The sequence below is a fragment of the Paraburkholderia phytofirmans OLGA172 genome (assembly GCF_001634365.1).
In the GTDB taxonomy this organism is placed as follows: domain Bacteria; phylum Pseudomonadota; class Gammaproteobacteria; order Burkholderiales; family Burkholderiaceae; genus Paraburkholderia.
On record NZ_CP014579.1, the window covers coordinates 1,277,169 to 1,295,784 of the forward strand.

Sequence of the window (18,616 nt, forward strand, 5' to 3'; positions counted from 1 at the left end):
CGGTCAATCAATAAAAACGGGCGGCATCGATGAAGTCGTCAACGCATATTCCCGGTGTGGCCAAGTGAATAACGCCCGGGCTGCGGCCAGACGGTGAGCCCGTGCGGTTCCGCGCCCACCGGAATGGATTTGACGGAGCCGGTCGTCGTATCGATCGCGTAGACAACGTCATCGAAGCGGCCGGACAGCCACAGCATCTTGCCATCCGCGCTGACATTGCCCATGTCGGGACTGCCGCCGCCCGGAATCGGCCAGTTCGCGACGACCTTGCGCGTGGCGAAGTCGAGCACCGACACGCTGCCCTTGCCATGTCTTGGTCCGTGCACGAGATTGGAGCCGCGATTGGACACGTAGAGCCGGGTGCCGTCGCGGCTCGGGTACAGGCCGTGCGTGCCGACGCCGGTCTTGATGAAGCCGATCTTCGTGAAGCTGTCGCCGTCGACCACGTGGACGCCGTCGGCCATCATGTCGGCGACATAGAACACCTTGCCGTCCGGCGAGATGCGGATGTCCTGTGGCATGCCCTTCCTGTCGAGTTCGAGGTAGCCCGCGACCTTGCGGTTGACGAGATCGATCTTGGCCAGCTTGCCGCCGAATTCGCAGGTGAAGAGCGCGTACTTGCCATCGATCGAGAAATCGGCGTGATTGATGCCCTTGCACTGCGGCACTTCGAGACTCGATTTCAGCGCCATCGTGTGCGCATCGCGAAAGTCCAGTCGCGCGTGCGCTTCCGCCACCACGATCGCTTCCTGGCCGTCCGGCGTGAAGTACATGTTGTAGGGATCGTCGACCATGATCGGTTTGCCGGGATGGCCGGTCTTCGGATCGATCGGGGTCAGGCTGCCGTCAGGGCGGCCTTCGGCGTTGTTAGCCACCCACAGCGTCTGCAGATCCCACGCAGGGACAACGTGCTGGGGACTGAAGCCGACGTGAAACCTGTCGACCACCTTGAGCGTCGCCGGATCGATCACGTAGACGTCGTTCGAACGCAGGTTCGGCACATAGACACGCGGCAACGCGCTGGCGACCGCTGGGCTCATATGGCCGGCACCCGCTTCGCTGTACAGGTTATCGGGGTTCACCACGGGCGGCATGCCGGCCACCGTTGCGACAGCCGACGCAGCCGACGCAGCCGACGCAGCGCCGGCGGCGCAGAAACCGGCCAGCGCGATGGCGACGGCCGTTGCAACGCGTGAAAAGTGGGGAGCACACAATTGCATGGCGAATTCCGTTATCGAGTGAATGGGGGAATCGGGGACGGAAGCAGGAGTCTGTTGAATGCTTTAACGGCTTGCGGTCTCTTTTTTGATGTCGTCGATGGTCCGCGACACGATCGCGTCAACGCCCAGTTGACCGAGTTCGATGCTCGAGTGCCGCGGGTCGCCGCCATAGACGCCGTCGGCCGGTCCCAGTTTCGGACCGCTTCGCAGGCGCTCGATCCGTACCATCTGCGGCGCGACCGCCAGCAGCAGCGAGGTATCCGCGAGTCCCGCATGAGTGCCGATCTCGGCATCGCTGACGCCGTGCTGCCGCAGGATCTGCGCGTAGCCGTCCGAGCTGGTGCCGTAGTACTCCGGCGGCACGAATGCGCGGGCGCCCGAGCCGGCCCAGCTCTTGTTGAGCTGGGCTACGGCGCGCCTGACATCGTTCTGATAGCCGCCGTGGTCGCCGAGAAAGACGATGTTGGTGAAGCCGTGAACCTTGAAGCTGTTCGCGGCGGATTCCAGCGTCTTTTCGAACACGTCGTCCGGCACGGTGATCGTGCCGGGAAAGCGCATGTGCGAGGTCGGCGGAGCGTAGCCGCCCTCCGGCACGTAGGCGATGACCGGCGCGACGATCGCGTTGCCGAGGCCCTCGGCGATGCGCTGCGACAGCACCTTGACGCGTGCATTGTGCTTGCCGAGTGCGACATCGGGGCCGCTTTGCTCGGTTCCGCCAATGGGGATGATGATGGTGGTCTTGCCCCCCTGAATCTGGTCGCGCAGTTCGGTCCAGGTCAGGTCCTCAAGGAGCACGGTTTTTGAGGGTTGAGCGAAAACGGGCTGCGTGGCGATGAGCAAAATGACGGATGCGAAAGCTCGTCTTAGTGGAAAGCGCATGAAGGGGGCCTCGTGGGAAATGCGTCTTTGGGCTCTGAACATGACGTGAAGATAGCACGCGCTCGCCGCTCACCGGCGGGCAGGGGCGCCGTGCTATTTGCCGTGTCGGCCTGGCGCACGAAAGTCCATTTGTTGAGGTCACCTCGAAATTGACGAATGCCGGCCACCGTTCATACGGTTGCACCTTGCTTGTCGGTTCCTGCCAAACCGGTGTCGTGTTCGGTGCATGTCCTTTGTTTCAGCGGGCGCTACGCTCGTTGAACGGCGTGCCACATCGAGTCGGGCGCGCCGCTCACAAGACATGGAGACAGGCAAATGAGCAGCAATCGCGGCGTCGTGTATCTGGGGCAGGGCAAGGTGGAAGTGCAGTCGATCGACTTTCCGAAGATGGTCGATCCGCGTGGCCGGTCGATTGGTCACGGCGTGATCCTGAAGGTGGTCAGCACGAATATTTGCGGCTCCGATCAGCACATGGTGCGCGGCCGCACGACCGCCGAGGTCGGCCTCGTGCTGGGCCACGAGATTACCGGCGAGGTGATCGAAGTGGGCCGCGATGTTGAAACGTTGAAGATCGGCGACCTGGTGTCGGTACCGTTCAACGTCGCTTGCGGACGCTGCCCGACCTGCAAGGCGCAGCACACTGGCGTATGCCTGAATGTGAATCCGTCACGGGCTGGCGGAGCGTATGGCTACGTCGACATGGGCGGCTGGATCGGTGGCCAGGCTGAGTACGTGATGGTGCCGTACGCTGACTTCAATCTGCTGAAATTCCCCGACCGCGCTCAGGCGATGTCGAAAATCCGCGACCTGACGTGCCTTTCCGATATTCTGCCGACCGGCTATCACGGCGCGGTGATGGCGGGCGTGAAGCCCGGCGCTACTGTCTACATTGCAGGGGCCGGGCCGGTGGGCATGGCGGCAGCCGCTTCGGCGCGCTTGCTGGGCGCGGCCTGCACCATCGTCGGCGATATGAATGAGGCGCGTCTCGCGCATGCGCGCAAGATGGGTTTCCAGACTATCGATCTGTCGAAGGACGCCACGCTCGGCGAGCAGATCGAACAGATTCTCGGCATACCCGAAGTGGATTGCGCCGTGGACTGCGTCGGCTTCGAGGCGCACGGCCACGGCAGCAGCGGCTCGCATGAGGAAGCGCCGGCCACGGTGCTCAATTCGCTGATGGAAATCACCCGGGCTGCGGGCGCGATCGGCATTCCCGGGCTCTACGTGACGGACGATCCGGGCGCTACCGATGCCGCCGCCCGCAAAGGCAGCCTGAGCATCCGCTTCGGTCTCGGCTGGGCCAAGTCGCACTCGTTCCATACCGGGCAGACGCCGGTGATGAAGTACAACCACAATCTGATGCAGGCGATCCTGTGGGACCGGTTGCCGATTGCGGACATCGTCAACGTGACGGTTGTATCGCTCGATGAGGCGCCGGACGGTTATCGGCAGTTCGACGGCGGCGCGCCGAAGAAGTTTGTGATCGACCCGCACGGGCTGCTGAAGGCGGCTTGAGGCGCGAAGGGACCGCGTTCGCGGTCCCTTCGGAGCCTGTCGCGCAAGGCTGAACAGCGTGATCACAACGCACGCGTTGCGCGGGTTCCCGTTCAACGCGTTGTGTTTTCAGGCGGCGAAGTTGTCAGCGAGGCAATCGACTCAAGCTGCCATCACAGGCGTGACGGGAGCCAGCGACGGCGCCTGCTTGCGCCGTTCGCGCGTCGGCGCGGTGCCGAACGCGTCGCGATAGCTCTTCGAGAAGTGGCAAGCCGACTGGAAGCCGCAAGCCATCGTGATATGCATGATCGACATGTCGGTCTGCAGCAGCAACTCGCGGGCGCGCCGCAAGCGCAGCGTCAGATAGTAATGCGTCGGCGTCATTCCCAGATGCTCGCGGAACAGCCGTTGCAATTGCCGTTGCGACATTCCGGCGAGCCGCGCGAGCTCTTCGCGTGAAAGCGGCTCTTCGATGTTGTTCTCCATCAGCGAGATCACTTCGAAGAGCGACTTGTTGGCCGATCCGAGCCGCGCCACCAGCGGCATTTTTTGTTGTGCGCTCGTATCGCGCACATGTTCGACGATGAACTGCTCGGCGATCTGCGTGACCCGTGCCGTGCCGACACGCGGCGCGATCAGGTTGAGCATCATGTCGAGTGGCGCGACGCCGCCCGTGCACGTAACGCGATCGCGATCGATCACGAACAGCTCTTTCAGAAAGCGCGTGTCGGGAAACTCTTCCTTGAGCGCCGACATGTTCTCCCAGTGAATCGCACATGCGTAACCGGCCAGCAAGCCGGCCCGCGCGAGCGCATAGGTGCCGGTACACAGGCTGCCGAGCACGCTACCCATGCGGGCGAAGCGGCGCAAGGCGACGAGATGGGCGGCGGTGGTGGCGCGCTGCACGTCGATGCCGCCGACCACGAACACAATATCCGGCTGACCGACGCATTCGACGGGGCCGGTGTCGACCGCCAGACCGTTGCTCGCTGTCACCGGTCCGCCTTCGGGGCTCACGATCGACCAGCGGTAAAGCGTTTGTCCTGTCAGGTAGTTCGCCATGCGGAGGACTTCGATCGCGTTGGTGAACGCGATCATCGTGAAGTTTGGAACCGGCATGAATGCGAAATGCGACAGCGACGCCGTGCGATCGGTGGACATGGGGGAAATGATTCCTTCGAATCTGTAATGTCGCGTCGCCGGGGGGCGCGGCGACTGCTGCAATTTTGAGGACTAGGGCAACTACCGTGCCATCCGGCTAAACCCTCGGTTGCCCATCGATACAATCGGATAGCTAAACGAACGGCACCAGAACGGGGCCGCCGGCGATCGTGCAGGCACCCGAACTGCGCGCAACGATCAGCTGCAGTGCAGCATGAACATGACTAGCTAACGATCGTTCGCAACCTGTCATCGCGACTTGTCGAAAAAGGACGCTCATGGCGGAAAAGGCAAAGAACGCGTCTGAATTCGTAAATTGGCGCGCGGGGTGAGAGTCAAGAATAGACGCAATGCAGACCGGTAGCAGCAGGGCGTCACAGTCCGCTTTATAGCCCGCTTCATAGCCCGCTTAGCAGCCGCTTCCGGCCCTCCGCCAACCACCTCACGGACCTTCCATGTCGAACCCGAATCCTTTCTTCGAAGAATCGCTCGCCACGCGTGATGCCGCGGTGCGCGGCGCCATTTTGAAAGAGCTGGAGCGCCAGCAGTCGCAAGTCGAATTGATCGCGTCGGAAAACATCGTGTCGCGCGCGGTGCTCGAAGCGCAAGGCTCGGTGCTGACCAACAAGTACGCGGTAGGGTATCCGGGCAAGCGCTATTACGGTGGATGTGAATACGCCGACGTGATCGAAACGCTGGCCCTCGATCGGATCAGGCAGCTGTTCAACGCGAAATTCGCCAACGTGCAGCCGCACTCCGGCGCCCAGGCAAACGGCGCGGTGATGCTCGCGCTGGTGAAGCCGGGCGACACGGTGCTCGGCATGTCGCTCGACGCGGGCGGCCACCTGACCCACGGCGCCAAGCCGGCGATGTCGGGCAAGTGGTTCAACGCGGTCCAGTACGGCGTTAATCGCGACACGATGCTGATCGATTACGAGCAGATCGAGGAACTCGCGCAGCAGCACAAACCGGCGCTGCTGATCGCCGGCTTTTCGGCTTATCCACGCGCGCTGGATTTCGCACGGCTGCGCGCGATCGCCGACGGCGTGGGCGCGAAGCTGATGGTGGATATGGCGCACATCGCCGGGATTATCGCGGCGGGGCGTCACCAGAATCCGGTCGAGCACGCGCACGTTGTCACATCGACCACGCACAAAACGCTGCGCGGTCCGCGCGGCGGCTTCGTGCTGACGAATGACGAAGACATCGCCAAAAAGATCAACTCGGCGGTATTTCCCGGCTTGCAGGGCGGCCCGCTGATGCATGTGATCGCCGGCAAGGCGGTAGCGTTCGGCGAGGCGCTGCAACCGGGCTTCAAGACCTACATCGATAACGTGCTCGCGAATGCCAAGGCGCTGGGCGAAGTGCTGAAAGCAGGGGGTGTCGATCTGGTGACGGGCGGCACGGACAACCATCTGCTGCTGGTCGATCTGCGTCCGAAGGGCCTCAAAGGCAATCAGGTCGAGCAGGCGCTGGAACGCGCGGGCATCACCTGCAATAAGAACGGCATTCCTTTCGACACCGAGAAGCCGACGGTCACGTCCGGCGTTCGCCTCGGCACGCCGGCGGGCACGACGCGCGGCTTCGGTGTGAGCGAATTCCGCGAAGTCGGGCGGCTGATCGTCGAAGTGCTCGACGCGCTGCGCGATCATCCGGAAGGCCATGCCGCAACCGAACAACGCGTGCGCCGCGAGATTTTCGCGCTGTGCGAACGCTTTCCCATCTACTAAGCACGCCTGGAGCAAACGATGAGCACTTTGCACGACAACAGCATCATCATCGACGGTCTGAACATTTCGAAGTTCGAGCGCTCGGTGTTCGAAGACATGCGCAAGGGCGGCGTGACCGCGGTGAACTGCACGGTGTCGGTCTGGGAAAGCTTCCAGAAGACTGTCGACAACATCGCCGAGATGAAGCAGCAGATCCGCGAATATAGCGAGATCCTGACGCTCGTGCGTACTACCGACGACATCTTGCGCGCGAAGAAAGAGCACAAGACCGGCATCATTTTCGGTTTCCAGAACGCGCATGCGTTCGAGGACAACCTCGGCTATATCGAGGCCTTCAAAGACCTCGGCGTGAACGTGGTCCAGCTTTGCTACAACACACAGAATCTCGTCGGCACGGGTTGCTATGAACGCGACGGCGGGCTGTCGGGCTATGGCCGGGAAGTGATTCAGGAGATGAACCGCGTCGGCATCATGGTCGACCTCTCGCATGTGGGCGGTAAAACGTCGTCCGAAGCGATCGCGGCGTCGAACAAGCCGGTGTGCTACTCGCATTGCTGCCCGTCGGGGCTGAAAGAGCATCCGCGCAACAAGAGCGACGAGCAACTGAAAGAGATTGCGGACGCAGGCGGTTTTGTCGGCGTGACGATGTTCGCGCCGTTCCTCAAGCGCGGCCCGGACGCGACCGTCGAAGACTATATCGAAGCCATCGACTACGTGGTGAATCTGATCGGTGAAGACCAGGTCGGTATCGGCACGGACTTCACGCAAGGCTATAGCACCGAGTTCTTCGACTGGATCACGCACGACAAGGGCCGTTATCGCCAGTTGACGAACTTCGGCAAGGTGGTGAATCCGGAAGGCATTCGCACGATTGGCGAGTTTCCGAACCTGACGGCCGCGATGGAACGCGCCGGCTGGAGCGAGACGCGCATCAAGAAGATCATGGGTGAAAACTGGGTACGCGTGTTCGGCGAAGTCTGGAAGGTCTGATTCGCCATTCACTGAACCTGAACCGATAAAAACGGAGCCTCCACATGCAACCCCAATTGCCTATCGACGTCGATCCGAACACCGGCGTCTGGACGACCGACGCGCTGCCGATGCTTTACGTACCGCGCCATTTCTTCACGAACAACCACACTGCCGTTGAGGAAGCGCTCGGCATCGACACGTATGCCGGGATTCTCTACAAGGCCGGCTACAAGTCCGCGTACTTCTGGTGCGACAAGGAAGCGAAACAGCACGGCATTGCCGGCATGGCGGTGTTCGAGCATTACCTGAACCGTCTGTCGCAGCGCGGCTGGGGCATCTTCACGATCACGGAAGCCGATCCGTCCAGCTCGCGTGCGCGCATCGAACTGCACCATTCCTCGTTCGTGCTCGCGCAGCCGGGCAAGGAAGGCAAGCTTTGCTACATGTTCGCCGGCTGGTTCGCGGGCGCGATGGATTGGGTCAACGACACCGCGCCGGATGGACAGCGCAAGGGTCCGCCGTCCCATTCGCAGGAAGCGCGCTGCGCGGCTGAAGGCCACGATCACTGCGTGTTCGAAGTGTCGCCGCTCGCGTCGTAACGGCAACGCACACAGCCGCACACAGCCTATCAATTCCGAGGTCGATCGCGATGCGTTACCCGAACCTTTTCAAGCCTCTCACGCTGAACAAACTGACGTTGCGCAACCGCATTGTCAGCACCGCGCACGCCGAGGTGTATGCGGAGCCGGGTGGTTTGCCCGGCGACCGTTATATCCGTTACTACGAAGAGAAGGCCAAGGGCGGCGTCGGCCTCGCCGTGTGCGGCGGTTCGAGCCCGGTGTCGATCGACAGCCCGCAGGGCTGGTGGAAGTCGGTGAATCTCTCCACCGACAAGATCATCGATCCGCTCGCGCGGCTCGCCGAAGCGATGCATCGACACGGCGCGAAGATCATGATTCAGGCTACGCATATGGGCCGGCGCTCGGCATTTCATGGCGAGCATTGGCCGCATCTGATGTCGCCGTCGGGCGTGCGTGAGCCGGTGCACCGCGGCAATGCGAAGATCATTGAAGTGGAAGAGATTCGCCGCATCATTTCGGACTTTGCCGCGGCCGCGAAGCGTGTGAAGGATGCCGGGATGGACGGCATCGAGATTTCGGCGGCCCACCAGCATCTGATCGATCAGTTCTGGAGTCCGCGTACGAATTTCCGCAGCGACGAGTGGGGCGGCTCGCTCGAAAACCGTCTGCGTTTCGGTACGGAAGTGTTGAAGGCCGTGCGCGAAGCGGTGGGCGCGGACTTCTGTATCGGTCTGCGCATGTGTGGCGACGAATTCCATGAAGACGGTCTCGATCACGAACAACTGAAAGAGATCGCCCAGGCGATGAGCGAAACCGGCCTGATCGACTACCTCGGCGTGATCGGTTCCGGCGCGGATACGCACAACACGCTGGCGAACTGCATGCCGCCCATGGCGCTGCCGCCCGAACCGTTCGTGCATCTCGCGGCCGGGATCAAGTCGGTGGTGAAGCTCCCGGTGATGCATGCGCAAAGCATCCGCGATGCGGGTCAGGCCGAGCGCCTGCTCGCGAGCGGCATGGTCGATCTGGTCGGCATGACGCGCGCGCAGATTGCCGATCCGCATATGGTCATCAAGATCCGCGACGGCCGCGAGGACGAGATCAAGCAATGCGTCGGCGCGAACTATTGCATCGACCGCCAGTACAACGGGCTGGACGTGCTGTGCGTGCAGAACGCCGCGACATCCCGTGAAGAAACCATGCCGCATGTGATCGCGAAGACGCGTGGGCCCAAGCGCAAGGTGGTCGTGGTCGGCGCGGGTCCTGCTGGACTGGAGGCGGCGCGGGTGGCGAAGTCGCGCGGTCATGACGTGGTGCTGTTCGAGAAGAACGAATACGTCGGCGGTCAGATCATGCTGGCCGCGAAAGCGCCGCAGCGCGAGCAGATGGCGGGCATCGTCCGCTGGTTCGATATGGAGACGAAGCGCCTCGGTGTCGATCGACGTCTCGGTGTCGCCGCCGACGAAACAACCATCATGGCCGAGAAGCCGGACATCGTCGTGCTGGCCACGGGCGGCTCGTCGTTCACGTCGCAGGTCGCGGCGTGGGGCGTCGAAGAAGGGCTCGCCGTGAGTTCATGGGATGTGCTGTCGGGCAAGGTCGAGCCTGGCAAGAACGTGCTGGTTTATGACGGCGTCAGCACGCACGCCGGCGCGGGCGTCGCGGATTTCATGTCGAGCCGCGGCTCGAACGTCGAGATCGTGACGCCTGACGTGAAGGTTGCCGACGACGTGGGCGGCACCACGTTCCCGATTTTCTATCGCCGCCTCTACGCGCAAGGCGTGATTCACACGCCGAATTACTGGCTCGACAGGGTCTATGAGGAAGACGGCAAGAAGATCGCCGTGATCCGCAACGAGTACACGGAAGAGCAGGAAGAGCGTGCGGTCGATCAGGTGGTGATCGAGAACGGCAGCACGCCGAACGACCAGCTCTACTGGACGCTCAAGCCCGAGTCGGTGAATCGCGGCCAGGTGGACGTGCACAAGCTCTTTGCGTCCGAGCCGCAACCGTCGCTCAGCGAGGAACTCGGTAACGGCCGTTTCCTGCTGTTCCGCGTCGGCGACTGCATTTCCATGCACAACATTCACGGCGCGATCTATGACGCGCTGCGCCTTTGCAAGGATTTCTGACGATGAGCCCCGTGTTTGTCATCACCGTCCTGCTGTGGTTGTCGGTGGCGGGTCTAGCGTTCGCGCTCGCCAGGCGCGCTGCATACTGGCGCGAAGGCCGCGCCACGGCGGCGGGTGCGTACGGCTGGACCAATCTGCTGGCGATTCCAAAGCGCTATTTCGTCGACCTGCACCATGTGGTTGCGCGTGACCCTTACATCGCGAAGACGCACGTGGCGACGGCGGGCGGTGCGATCCTCGCGATGGCGCTGGTGTTCGTCAACTATGGCCTCGCGATCTACTCGCCGTGGCTCGACAAGCTGATCTTCCTCGCAGCACTGGTGATGCTGGTCGGCGCGGTGTTCGTCTGGCGTCGGCGGCATGGTGCGAAGGCCGTGCCGGCGCGGCTCTCGCGTGGGCCTTGGGATCATCTGCCGCTGCTGCTTGGGTCGTTCGCGCTCGGGCTGGCGCTGTTCATCGCGCTGCCGGCTGCGGCGATGTCGGGTGCGCTGGCGATTATCGTCGCACTGCTGATCGCAGTTGGCGCATTCACGATGACGTTCGGCGCCGCACGTGGTGGTCCGATGAAGCATGCGCTCGCCGGTCTGCTGCATCTCGCGTTTCATCCACGTCAGGAGCGCTTTGCCGAGCGCAACGATAACGATGTCGTGCCGCCGACCGCGCTGAAAGCGCCGCTGCTCGACGCGAAGGAATACGGCGTCGGCAAGCCGGTCGAGTTTCGCTGGAACCAGTTGCTGAGCTTCGACGCCTGCGTGCAGTGCGGCAAGTGCGAAGCGGCGTGCCCCGCGTTTGCCGCCGGGCAGCCGCTCAATCCAAAGAAGCTGATTCAGGATCTCGTCACGGGCATGGTCGGTGGCACGGACGAGGCTTATGCCGGCAGCCCGACGCCTGGCATTCCGGTCGGCAAACACGGCGGCGCGCCGGGCAAGCCGCTCGTGTCGAGCCTGATCGAAGCGGACACGCTGTGGTCCTGCACCACCTGCCGCGCTTGCGTGCAGGAATGCCCGATGCTGATCGAGCACGTCGACGCGATCGTGGATATGCGCCGCAACCAGACCTTGGTCGAAGGCAGCGTACCGGGCAAAGGTCCGATCACGCTCGCGAATCTGCGGGAGACCGGCAGTTCGAACGGTTACGACATCGGTGCGCGTTACGACTGGGCGGTCGATCTGCAAGTGCAGGTGGCGCAACCGGGACGTCCGGTGGACGTGCTGTTGATCGCCGGCGAAGGCGCGTTCGACATGCGCTATCAACGCACGCTGCGTGCGCTGGTCAAGGTGCTGAATCGGGCGGGGATCGACTACGCGGTGCTCGGTGGCGTCGAAACCGATACTGGCGACACGGCGCGGCGTCTCGGCGACGAGGCGACCTTCCAGCAACTCGCGCAACGGCTGATCGGCACGCTGTCGCAGTACGCGTTCCGCAAGATCGTTACCGCCGATCCGCACGTATTGCACAGCCTGCGCAACGAATATCGCGCACTCGGCGGTTTCTACGAGGTACAGCATCACACGGCACTGATCGAAGAACTGGTATCGAGCGGCAAGCTGTCGCCGAAGGCGGTCGCCGCGTTTGCGGACCGCAAGATCACGTATCACGATCCGTGCTATCTGGGCCGCTATAACGGTGAGACGGAAGCGCCGCGCCGTTTGCTGAAAACCATCGGCATCAAGGTGGTCGAAATGGAACGCAACGGTATGCGCGGACGTTGTTGCGGCGGTGGCGGCGGTGCGCCGTTGACTGACATCCCCGGAAAAAAACGCATTCCTGACATCCGTATCGACGACGCCCGCACGATCGGCGCCGAGATCGTTGCGGTGGCTTGCCCGAATTGCACGGCGATGCTCGAAGGCGTGGTCGGCCCGCGCCCGGAAGTGCTGGACGTCGCCGAACTGGTTGCCGCGGCGCTGGAGTAACGCGATGAACACTCTCAAACGAATCGACCCGCGCCGGCCGTTCACGATCACGGTCGACGGGCTCAAGCGCATCACGCTCGGCATGACGGGCGTCGCAGACTCGATGGAATTCGCGGCGCACGGCGCCACGGCGTCCGCGCATCGCGAGCACGCGAAACCGCGCCGCACGACGGCCGCGGCGCAGCGTGTGCTGCTGGTGGCCGCTCACACGGACCGCGGCGCGCTGGACGATCACGCGCGCCAGACCCTGGCCGCCGCCGCGCTGATCGCGGACGCGACAACCGAAGTCGTACTCCTCGTATTCGGCGAGTTCACCGGCGACGCCGCCGCACTCGGCGCCGACAAGCTGATCGAGTTGCCGATGTTCGACCGCCGCGCCTTCGCGCCGCTGGACGAATTGAATGCATTGGCCGCGTGCGTCGCAGCCTATGCGCCGGCGCACATTTTCCTGCCCGACAACGCCACCGGCGACGGTGACCTCGGCCGCCGTTATGCGGCAGCCGCTAACGCGAGCGTCGCGACGCACGTCGTTGAAATTGACGCGGCACATGTTGCGGCCTATATCCAGACGAATACGGCGTTCGCCGTGCGTGCATTACCCGAGGTCGTTTTGCTTGCACAGAATGCGGCTGATCCGAAGCTGCCGTTTGTCGGCGCGGGCGAGCGAGTGGTGTGGCGTTTCGATGGCGTACCGGTGTCATCCAAAAGCATCGTGCGCGATCTTGGCATCGAGGAAATCGACGCTGCCCAGTTCGCGCTCGAGGAGGCGGATTTCATCGTCTCGGCAGGCAATGGCGTCAGCGATGTCCCCGCGTTCGAGCGTCTGGCAGACACGTTAGGCGCCGCGATCGGTGCAAGCCGCGTCGCGGTGGACGACGGCAAGTTCACCCGTGACAAGCAGATTGGCGCCACCGGCAAGACTGTCGAGGCGAGTGTCTATATCGCGTTCGGCATTTCCGGTGCGGTTCAGCATCTGCAGGGCATCAAGGATTGCCGGCACGTGATCGCCGTGAATCTCGACGCCAGCGCGCCAATCGCCAAGCGCGCGAATCTGACCGTCATCGCCGATGCGCAGGAGACCATCGCGGCGCTGAACGAAGCCGCGGCGGTTGCGCGCACGGCACGCGGCGCTGGCGCCGCGCTATTGAATTCAACGGTGGTTGCGGAAGGAGCGCTTGCATGAAGATCGCCGTACTGGTTTCCGTGGGGCGGCACCCGGTCAGCGGCACCGCGCGTTACAGCCGTAACGACGCCGCCGCGCTGACGATAGCGCTTTCGCTCGCAAAAACTCACGGCGCGACGCTCGACGTGTTGCATGCGGGCGATCCGTCGAACCCGGCGCTGAAGGAGTATCTTGCGCTCGGCGCGCGTACTGTCGAGGTGCTGGAAGTGCCCGCAACGCCTGAATTGCAAGGCGATGCGATAGCGCCGCTCGCCGCACGTCTGCGCGGTTATGACCTTGTATTGACCGGCACCCGCGCCGAAGGCGCATTCGATAGCGGCATGCTGCCGTATCGCGTCGCCAATGCGCTGGATATGCCTTTGGTCGGCGCGGCAGTTGATCTGACGCTGCGCAACGGCTGCGCCGAAGTCCGGCAATTCATGCCGAAGGGTTTGCGCCGGCGCGTCGAAGTGCAGTTGCCGGCTTTGATCGCGGTGCATCCAATGGCCAACACGGCGCCGAGCTACGCCTATGCAAGGCTGCGGGAAGGCACGATCAGCACGATCCGCCAGGTCGCGACAAAAACGCCTGGGAGCCCGAATGCCGGGAACCCGAATGCCGGAAGCCCGGGCGCCGGAAGCTCGCACGCAGCCAACCCCGACGACCTCGCCTGGACGACCCATCCCGCGACCGCCAAACCGGTGCGCCTCGCCGCCGCCGAAAAGCGCTCCGGCCATGCCCGCATGCTCTCGGCGACGACGACCGAAAGCCGCGGCGGGAGCGTCGTAATTGAAGGGAGTTCCGTCGAAAAAGCACAAGTGATCCTTGCGTATTTGCGCGAGCATCAACTCGTGGATTACTGATTTCCGGTTCGGGCCAGCATGCGACCAGGAGGGCCTGGCGCAGCGCCAGACGTGACATGCAACGGAGCACACCATGAAAGTTTCGGCAGACGTTCGCGCAATGATCGAACGCCGCAAAAGGAATCACACTCTGGAAGCGCCGTTCTATACGGGCGAGGAAATTTTCGCGCTCGACATGGAGGTGATTTTCCGCAAGCACTGGATTCAGGTCGCAGTGGAACCGGATGTACCGGAACCGGGCGACTACATCACCGTTGAAATCGGCAACGATTCGATTCTGATCGTGCGCGACGACGACATGCAGGTGCGGGCGTTCCATAACGTGTGCCGCCATCGTGGCGCGCGTTTGTGCAATACGGACAAAGGTTCGCTCGGCAATATCGTCTGTCCGTATCACAGCTGGACCTACAACCTGAACGGCGATCTGATGTTCGCCGAGCACATGGGCGACCAGTTCGACCGTTGCAAGCACAGCCTGAAAGCGGTGCACCTCGAGAACCTCGCCGGCCTGATCTTCGTCTGTCTCGCGGATGAACCGCCTGCCGACTTCGCCGCGATGCGCGCCGCGATGGAACCGTATCTGTTGCCGCACGATCTCGCCGGCTGCAAGGTCGCGGCGTCGATCGACATCATCGAAGAGGGTAACTGGAAGCTCACGATGGAGAACAATCGCGAGTGCTATCACTGTGTCGCGAACCATCCCGAGCTGACGATTTCGCTTTACGAATATGGCTTTGGCTATCAACGCACGCCTGCCAACGAAGAAGGCATGGCCGCGTTCGAAGAGACCGTGGCGCGCCGTACCGCGCAATGGGAGGCGATGAAACTGCCGTCGGCGGAAATCGATCATCTGGCCGATCGGGTCACGGGTTTCCGCACGCAACGCCTGCCGCTCGATCGCGACGGCGAATCGCAGACCATGGACGCGAAGGTGGCGTCGAAGAAATTGCTCGGCGGTTTCGCACAGGCCGATCTCGGCGGCCTCTCGTTCTGGACGCAGCCGAACTCGTGGCATCACTTCATGAGCGACCATATCGTCAGCTTTTCGGTGATTCCATTGTCGGCGGGAAAAACGCTGGTGCGCACCAAGTGGCTCGTCCATAAGGATGCACGCGAAGGCATCGACTACGACGTGAACAATCTCACGGCCGTGTGGCGCGCCACCAATGACCAGGACCGTGCGCTCGTGGAATACTCGCAACGCGGCGCAACCAGCAGCGCCTACGAGCCGGGTCCGTATTCGCCGTTCACCGAAGGCCTCGTCGAGAAGTTCTGCGAGTGGTACATCGGCCGTATTGCGGAATACAGCAATGCGCCCCAAACCCATGATGCCGGCGATGCGCCGGTTTCGCACGGCGAAAAAGTCGTGTCTTTCATGCGCTGAGCGCGATACCGCGACCAGGAGCGGGAGAAAATAATGATGCGCGATCAGGCGACGCTTCAGCTCAGCCCCGAGCCGGCTCCGAACCCCGAGACTTCACACCGTGAGACTTCAAGCCGAGTGACGCAGCCGCGGTTCTGGGAGACCTTGCCGGCGCGCTGGAACAGCGATACCGACGACACGCTGGTGTGCTGCCAGGTCCGCCAGGAAACTCACGACGTCAAGAGCTTTTTCTTTCGTGCGCCTTCCGAGCGGGCGTTCGTGTTCGAACCGGGGCAATTCATTACGCTGGAGCTGGAGATCGACGGCGAGGCGGTGAACCGCTGTTATACGATTTCTTCGCCCCCCACGCGTCCGCACACCGTCTCCATCACCGTGAAGCGCGTGCCTGGCGGCAAGGTGTCGAACTGGCTGCACGACAATCTGCACGCGGGCATGGAGGTTCGTGTGCTGGGGCCGTCCGGCGAGTTCACCTGCGCCAGGCATCCGGCGCGTAAGTTTCTGTTTTTGTCGGCAGGGTCGGGCATTACGCCACTGATGTCGATGAGCCGAGCGCATCACGAACTCGGCGAAGATAGCGACATCGTATTCGTGCACAGCGCTCGCACGCCGGACGACATCATCTTCGCGCGCGAACTCGATCTGATTGCATCGAATCAGGCCAATTTCCGCACGGCGTTCGTCTGTGAACGGCTTGGCGCGCGGACCAATTGGCCTGGCGTCACCGGCTTTCTGACTTTGCCCTTGCTAAAGCTCATCGCGCCGGATTTTCTGGATCGCGAGATTTTCACTTGCGGCCCCGCGCCCTACATGCAGGCAGTCAGAAATTTGCTGGCTGAAGGCGGCTTCGATCGCAGCCATTATCACGAGGAAAGCTTCTCGTTCGAGACGGTCAGCGAGGTGGCCGCACAATTGACCACCGCGCATGTCGCCGATGCATTGCAGGCGCCGACCGCCACCGTGGAGCGCTTTGTCGAAGCGCGTGAACAGGCGGCTGGATTCACACCCGCGCAGGTGCCCCTCGAGACGGAAACGACGTTCAAGGTGAGCTTCGCCAAAAGCAATCGCGAGATCGAATGCGGCAGCGGCCAGCATGTCCTCGACGCGGCGAAGAAGGCCGGTGTGCGGCTCCCGGCCTCGTGTACGCAGGGCATGTGCGGCACCTGCAAGGTGAAGCTGGTGTCCGGCGAAGTGGCCATGAAACACGCTGGCGGAATTCGTCAGCGCGAAATCGATCAGGGCATGGTGCTGCTGTGCTGCAGCAAGCCGTTGAGCGATCTCGTCGTCGATAAGTAAGACAGGAACGGGACCCGGATTCGCAGTCGAGGTCGCCTGCGGACAACTGGATGTCGGAAAACGACGCTACCTGGCAATTCTGGTTGGCGATTCTAAATGCTCAATGGGTAGTTTGGATGACGAACGGGAGAGCGGCGATGAGACTGGTCAAAAAGATACTGATGTTGAGCGCGTTAAGCGCGGCGCTGGCGGCAAGCAGCGTGAGTGTGTCGGCCGATACCAGACCGACCATCAAGATCGGCTATGTGGAGGGTTGGGACGACAGTGTGGCGACGTCGAACGTGGCCGCGCGCGTGATCGAAAAGCGCCTCGGCTATCAGGTGCAGCTCGTGCCGGTGGCGGCCGGTGTGATGTGGCAAGGGGTGGCGCGCGGCGACCTCGACGCGACGCTGTCCGCATGGCTGCCGGTCACGCATGGCGCGTACTGGAACAACTTCAAGGATAAAGTCGTCGACCTGGGTCCCAACTTCAACGATGCGAAGATCGGTCTGATCGTGCCCGATAACGCTGACGTGAAAAGCGTCGGCGATCTCGAAGCGAAGAAGACCGAATTCAGCTCGCGTATTGTCGGTATCGATGCCGGCGCGGGCGTAATGCAGAAAACCAGCGAAGCGATCAAGGCATACGGGCTGGATTATCAGCTGATGCCGAGCTCGGGCAGCGCGATGACCGCGGAACTGGCGCGTTCGGAAGCGGCTAGCAAACCGATCATCGTGACCGGCTGGAAGCCGCATTGGATGTTCGCGAAGTACAAGCTCAAATTCCTCGACGATCCGAAGAAGGTGTTCGGCGAAGCGGAGCACGTGGATAGCGTCGTCAATCCTGAACTGGAGACGAAAGCGCCGACGGTCGTTGCGTTCCTCAAGAAGTTTCAATGGAAACCGGGCGAGATCGACAGTGTGATGCTTGCGACGCAAAACGGCGAGAAGCCGACGGCCGCTGCCGATGCGTGGATCAGTGCGCATGGGGACCGTGTGGATAGCTGGGTGAAGTGACTTTGTGCGTTGCGTGAATGCGTTGCCGCTTCTTTGGAGCGGCAACTTTTAGAGGTCAGTTCATGACGAGGCGAGTGTCGCGTTCTGTCGCTGCTACGATCGCGTTTTTGACGTTGTTGTGAACGGGGAGCCCAACGTCGTCGACGGTGGGTGGGACCCCGGCGCCAAATAGGGCTATTTCAGCCCGGAGACTCGAACGATCTCTTCCTCGACTTCGCGCAATCGGTCTTTTCCGAAGAAGATCTGGTCGCCAACAAAGAACGTCGGTGAACCGAAGGCTCCGCGCTCGAAAGCGGCTTGAGTGTTTGCCATCAACGCGGCTTTCACCTCGGGATCTTTCGTGCCTTCGTAGATTGCGTGTCCGTCGAGGCCGGCTTCCTGAAGGGATCGAACGATAACCTCGGGATCCTCCATGTTTCGCTGCTGTTCCCACACGTGAGCGTAGACCGCGTTAATGTAACGCGTGAAGCATCCTTGACGTTGTGCCGCCACGGCTCCTCGCATGATTTGCAACGTGTTGATCGGCCAGAATGGATTCGAGCGAAAACTGTCTATTTTGTATTTTGCAATGAAGCGCTGCGTCTCCAGCTTCTCGTAGGCAAGTTTGTTCGGAATGCCTGCGAAGGCTTCGGCCGGAGAGCGATTGCCGGTAAACTTGAACAGGCCGCCTAATAGAATCGGCACGTATTCGAATTCGACGCCCGTGCGGGCGGCGATGTCTGGAATGACTTTATGGCAGAAGTACGCATTCGGGCTGCCAAAGTCGAACAGGAACTGCACGGAAAGCGATGTCATGAATCTTCCTTTGGATTGCTGGCAAGCCGTCGATTGTTT

General features: G+C 62.2%; 15 protein-coding genes. 11 read left to right on the forward strand and 4 right to left on the reverse strand.

Going from position 1 to position 18,616, the window contains the following annotated elements:
* Positions 1–38: 38 nt before the first annotated feature.
* Both AYM40_RS25815 and AYM40_RS25820 read right to left on the reverse strand, forming a co-directional pair.
* Positions 39–1,220, reverse strand: coding sequence for a YncE family protein (locus AYM40_RS25815; RefSeq protein ID WP_063499011.1), 1,182 nt, complete (start codon positions 1,218–1,220; stop codon positions 39–41).
* Between the two features lie 63 nt (positions 1,221–1,283).
* Positions 1,284–2,099 (reverse strand): creatininase family protein, encoded by an 816-nt coding sequence (locus AYM40_RS25820; RefSeq protein ID WP_063499012.1) that lies wholly within the window; start codon positions 2,097–2,099, stop codon positions 1,284–1,286.
* 315 nt (positions 2,100–2,414) lie between these two features.
* On the opposite strand from AYM40_RS25820, the gene fdhA reads away from it, so the two are divergent.
* Positions 2,415–3,614: a formaldehyde dehydrogenase, glutathione-independent gene (gene fdhA / locus AYM40_RS25825; protein WP_063499013.1), complete on the forward strand. Its 1,200-nt coding sequence runs from the start codon at positions 2,415–2,417 to the stop codon at positions 3,612–3,614.
* A gap of 141 nt (positions 3,615–3,755) precedes the next feature.
* Here fdhA and AYM40_RS25830 read toward each other — a convergent pair whose 3' ends face one another.
* The gene (locus AYM40_RS25830; protein WP_063499014.1) at positions 3,756–4,754 is read right to left on the reverse strand and encodes a GlxA family transcriptional regulator; all 999 of its coding nucleotides are present in this window, start codon (positions 4,752–4,754) and stop codon (positions 3,756–3,758) included.
* A 455-nt stretch (positions 4,755–5,209) separates the two neighbouring features.
* Between AYM40_RS25830 and AYM40_RS25835 the strand changes: the two genes are divergently transcribed.
* The 10 genes from AYM40_RS25835 (at position 5,210) to AYM40_RS25880 (ending at position 17,782) form a co-directional block, all read left to right on the forward strand.
* The gene (locus tag AYM40_RS25835) at positions 5,210–6,484 is read left to right on the forward strand and encodes a serine hydroxymethyltransferase (RefSeq protein WP_063499015.1); all 1,275 of its coding nucleotides are present in this window, start codon (positions 5,210–5,212) and stop codon (positions 6,482–6,484) included.
* Between the two features lie 18 nt (positions 6,485–6,502).
* Positions 6,503–7,474 carry a dipeptidase gene (locus tag AYM40_RS25840; protein WP_063499016.1) on the forward strand — a complete coding sequence of 324 codons (972 nt, stop codon included), beginning with the start codon at positions 6,503–6,505 and terminating at the stop codon, positions 7,472–7,474.
* Positions 7,475–7,518: 44 nt separating this feature from the next.
* Positions 7,519–8,055: a DUF5943 domain-containing protein gene (locus AYM40_RS25845; protein WP_063499017.1), complete on the forward strand. Its 537-nt coding sequence runs from the start codon at positions 7,519–7,521 to the stop codon at positions 8,053–8,055.
* Between the two features lie 50 nt (positions 8,056–8,105).
* Positions 8,106–10,169, forward strand: coding sequence for an NADH:flavin oxidoreductase (locus AYM40_RS25850; protein WP_063499018.1), 2,064 nt, complete (start codon positions 8,106–8,108; stop codon positions 10,167–10,169).
* A gap of 2 nt (positions 10,170–10,171) precedes the next feature.
* Entirely contained in the window at positions 10,172–12,085 is a 1,914-nt protein-coding gene (locus AYM40_RS25855) for a (Fe-S)-binding protein (RefSeq protein ID WP_063499019.1), read from the forward strand.
* Positions 12,086–12,089: 4 nt separating this feature from the next.
* A complete protein-coding gene (locus AYM40_RS25860) occupies positions 12,090–13,268 on the forward strand; it encodes an electron transfer flavoprotein subunit alpha/FixB family protein (protein ID WP_063499020.1) in 1,179 nt (392 codons plus the stop codon).
* Positions 13,265–14,110, forward strand: a complete 846-nt coding sequence (locus AYM40_RS25865; protein ID WP_063499021.1) for a drug:proton antiporter — start codon at positions 13,265–13,267, stop codon at positions 14,108–14,110. The genes AYM40_RS25860 and AYM40_RS25865 overlap by 4 nt, the downstream gene beginning before the upstream one ends.
* Before the next feature lie 73 nt (positions 14,111–14,183).
* Positions 14,184–15,494 (forward strand): aromatic ring-hydroxylating oxygenase subunit alpha, encoded by a 1,311-nt coding sequence (locus AYM40_RS25870; RefSeq protein WP_063499022.1) that lies wholly within the window; start codon positions 14,184–14,186, stop codon positions 15,492–15,494.
* A 33-nt stretch (positions 15,495–15,527) separates the two neighbouring features.
* The gene (locus tag AYM40_RS25875) at positions 15,528–16,787 is read left to right on the forward strand and encodes a hybrid-cluster NAD(P)-dependent oxidoreductase (protein WP_063499023.1); all 1,260 of its coding nucleotides are present in this window, start codon (positions 15,528–15,530) and stop codon (positions 16,785–16,787) included.
* Between the two features lie 137 nt (positions 16,788–16,924).
* Positions 16,925–17,782, forward strand: a complete 858-nt coding sequence (locus AYM40_RS25880; protein WP_063499024.1) for a glycine betaine ABC transporter substrate-binding protein — start codon at positions 16,925–16,927, stop codon at positions 17,780–17,782.
* A gap of 174 nt (positions 17,783–17,956) precedes the next feature.
* Here the strand turns inward: AYM40_RS25880 and AYM40_RS25885 are convergent, their stop codons facing one another.
* Complete coding sequence (locus AYM40_RS25885; protein ID WP_063499025.1) at positions 17,957–18,577, reverse strand: 2-hydroxychromene-2-carboxylate isomerase; 621 nt, start codon at positions 18,575–18,577, stop codon at positions 17,957–17,959.
* Positions 18,578–18,616: the final 39 nt, after the last annotated feature.

What these genes read in the sequence shown, in the direction of transcription:
- AYM40_RS25815 (WP_063499011.1), bottom strand. Translation starts at nt 1,220, where the DNA reads ATGCAATTGTGTGCTCCCCACTTTTCACGCGTTGCAACGGCCGTCGCC.
- AYM40_RS25820 (WP_063499012.1), bottom strand. Translation starts at nt 2,099, where the DNA reads ATGCGCTTTCCACTAAGACGAGCTTTCGCATCCGTCATTTTGCTCATC.
- fdhA (WP_063499013.1), top strand. Translation starts at nt 2,415, where the DNA reads ATGAGCAGCAATCGCGGCGTCGTGTATCTGGGGCAGGGCAAGGTGGAA.
- AYM40_RS25830 (WP_063499014.1), bottom strand. Translation starts at nt 4,754, where the DNA reads ATGTCCACCGATCGCACGGCGTCGCTGTCGCATTTCGCATTCATGCCG.
- AYM40_RS25835 (WP_063499015.1), top strand. Translation starts at nt 5,210, where the DNA reads ATGTCGAACCCGAATCCTTTCTTCGAAGAATCGCTCGCCACGCGTGAT.
- AYM40_RS25840 (WP_063499016.1), top strand. Translation starts at nt 6,503, where the DNA reads ATGAGCACTTTGCACGACAACAGCATCATCATCGACGGTCTGAACATT.
- AYM40_RS25845 (WP_063499017.1), top strand. Translation starts at nt 7,519, where the DNA reads ATGCAACCCCAATTGCCTATCGACGTCGATCCGAACACCGGCGTCTGG.
- AYM40_RS25850 (WP_063499018.1), top strand. Translation starts at nt 8,106, where the DNA reads ATGCGTTACCCGAACCTTTTCAAGCCTCTCACGCTGAACAAACTGACG.
- AYM40_RS25855 (WP_063499019.1), top strand. Translation starts at nt 10,172, where the DNA reads ATGAGCCCCGTGTTTGTCATCACCGTCCTGCTGTGGTTGTCGGTGGCG.
- AYM40_RS25860 (WP_063499020.1), top strand. Translation starts at nt 12,090, where the DNA reads ATGAACACTCTCAAACGAATCGACCCGCGCCGGCCGTTCACGATCACG.
- AYM40_RS25865 (WP_063499021.1), top strand. Translation starts at nt 13,265, where the DNA reads ATGAAGATCGCCGTACTGGTTTCCGTGGGGCGGCACCCGGTCAGCGGC.
- AYM40_RS25870 (WP_063499022.1), top strand. Translation starts at nt 14,184, where the DNA reads ATGAAAGTTTCGGCAGACGTTCGCGCAATGATCGAACGCCGCAAAAGG.
- AYM40_RS25875 (WP_063499023.1), top strand. Translation starts at nt 15,528, where the DNA reads ATGATGCGCGATCAGGCGACGCTTCAGCTCAGCCCCGAGCCGGCTCCG.
- AYM40_RS25880 (WP_063499024.1), top strand. Translation starts at nt 16,925, where the DNA reads ATGAGACTGGTCAAAAAGATACTGATGTTGAGCGCGTTAAGCGCGGCG.
- AYM40_RS25885 (WP_063499025.1), bottom strand. Translation starts at nt 18,577, where the DNA reads ATGACATCGCTTTCCGTGCAGTTCCTGTTCGACTTTGGCAGCCCGAAT.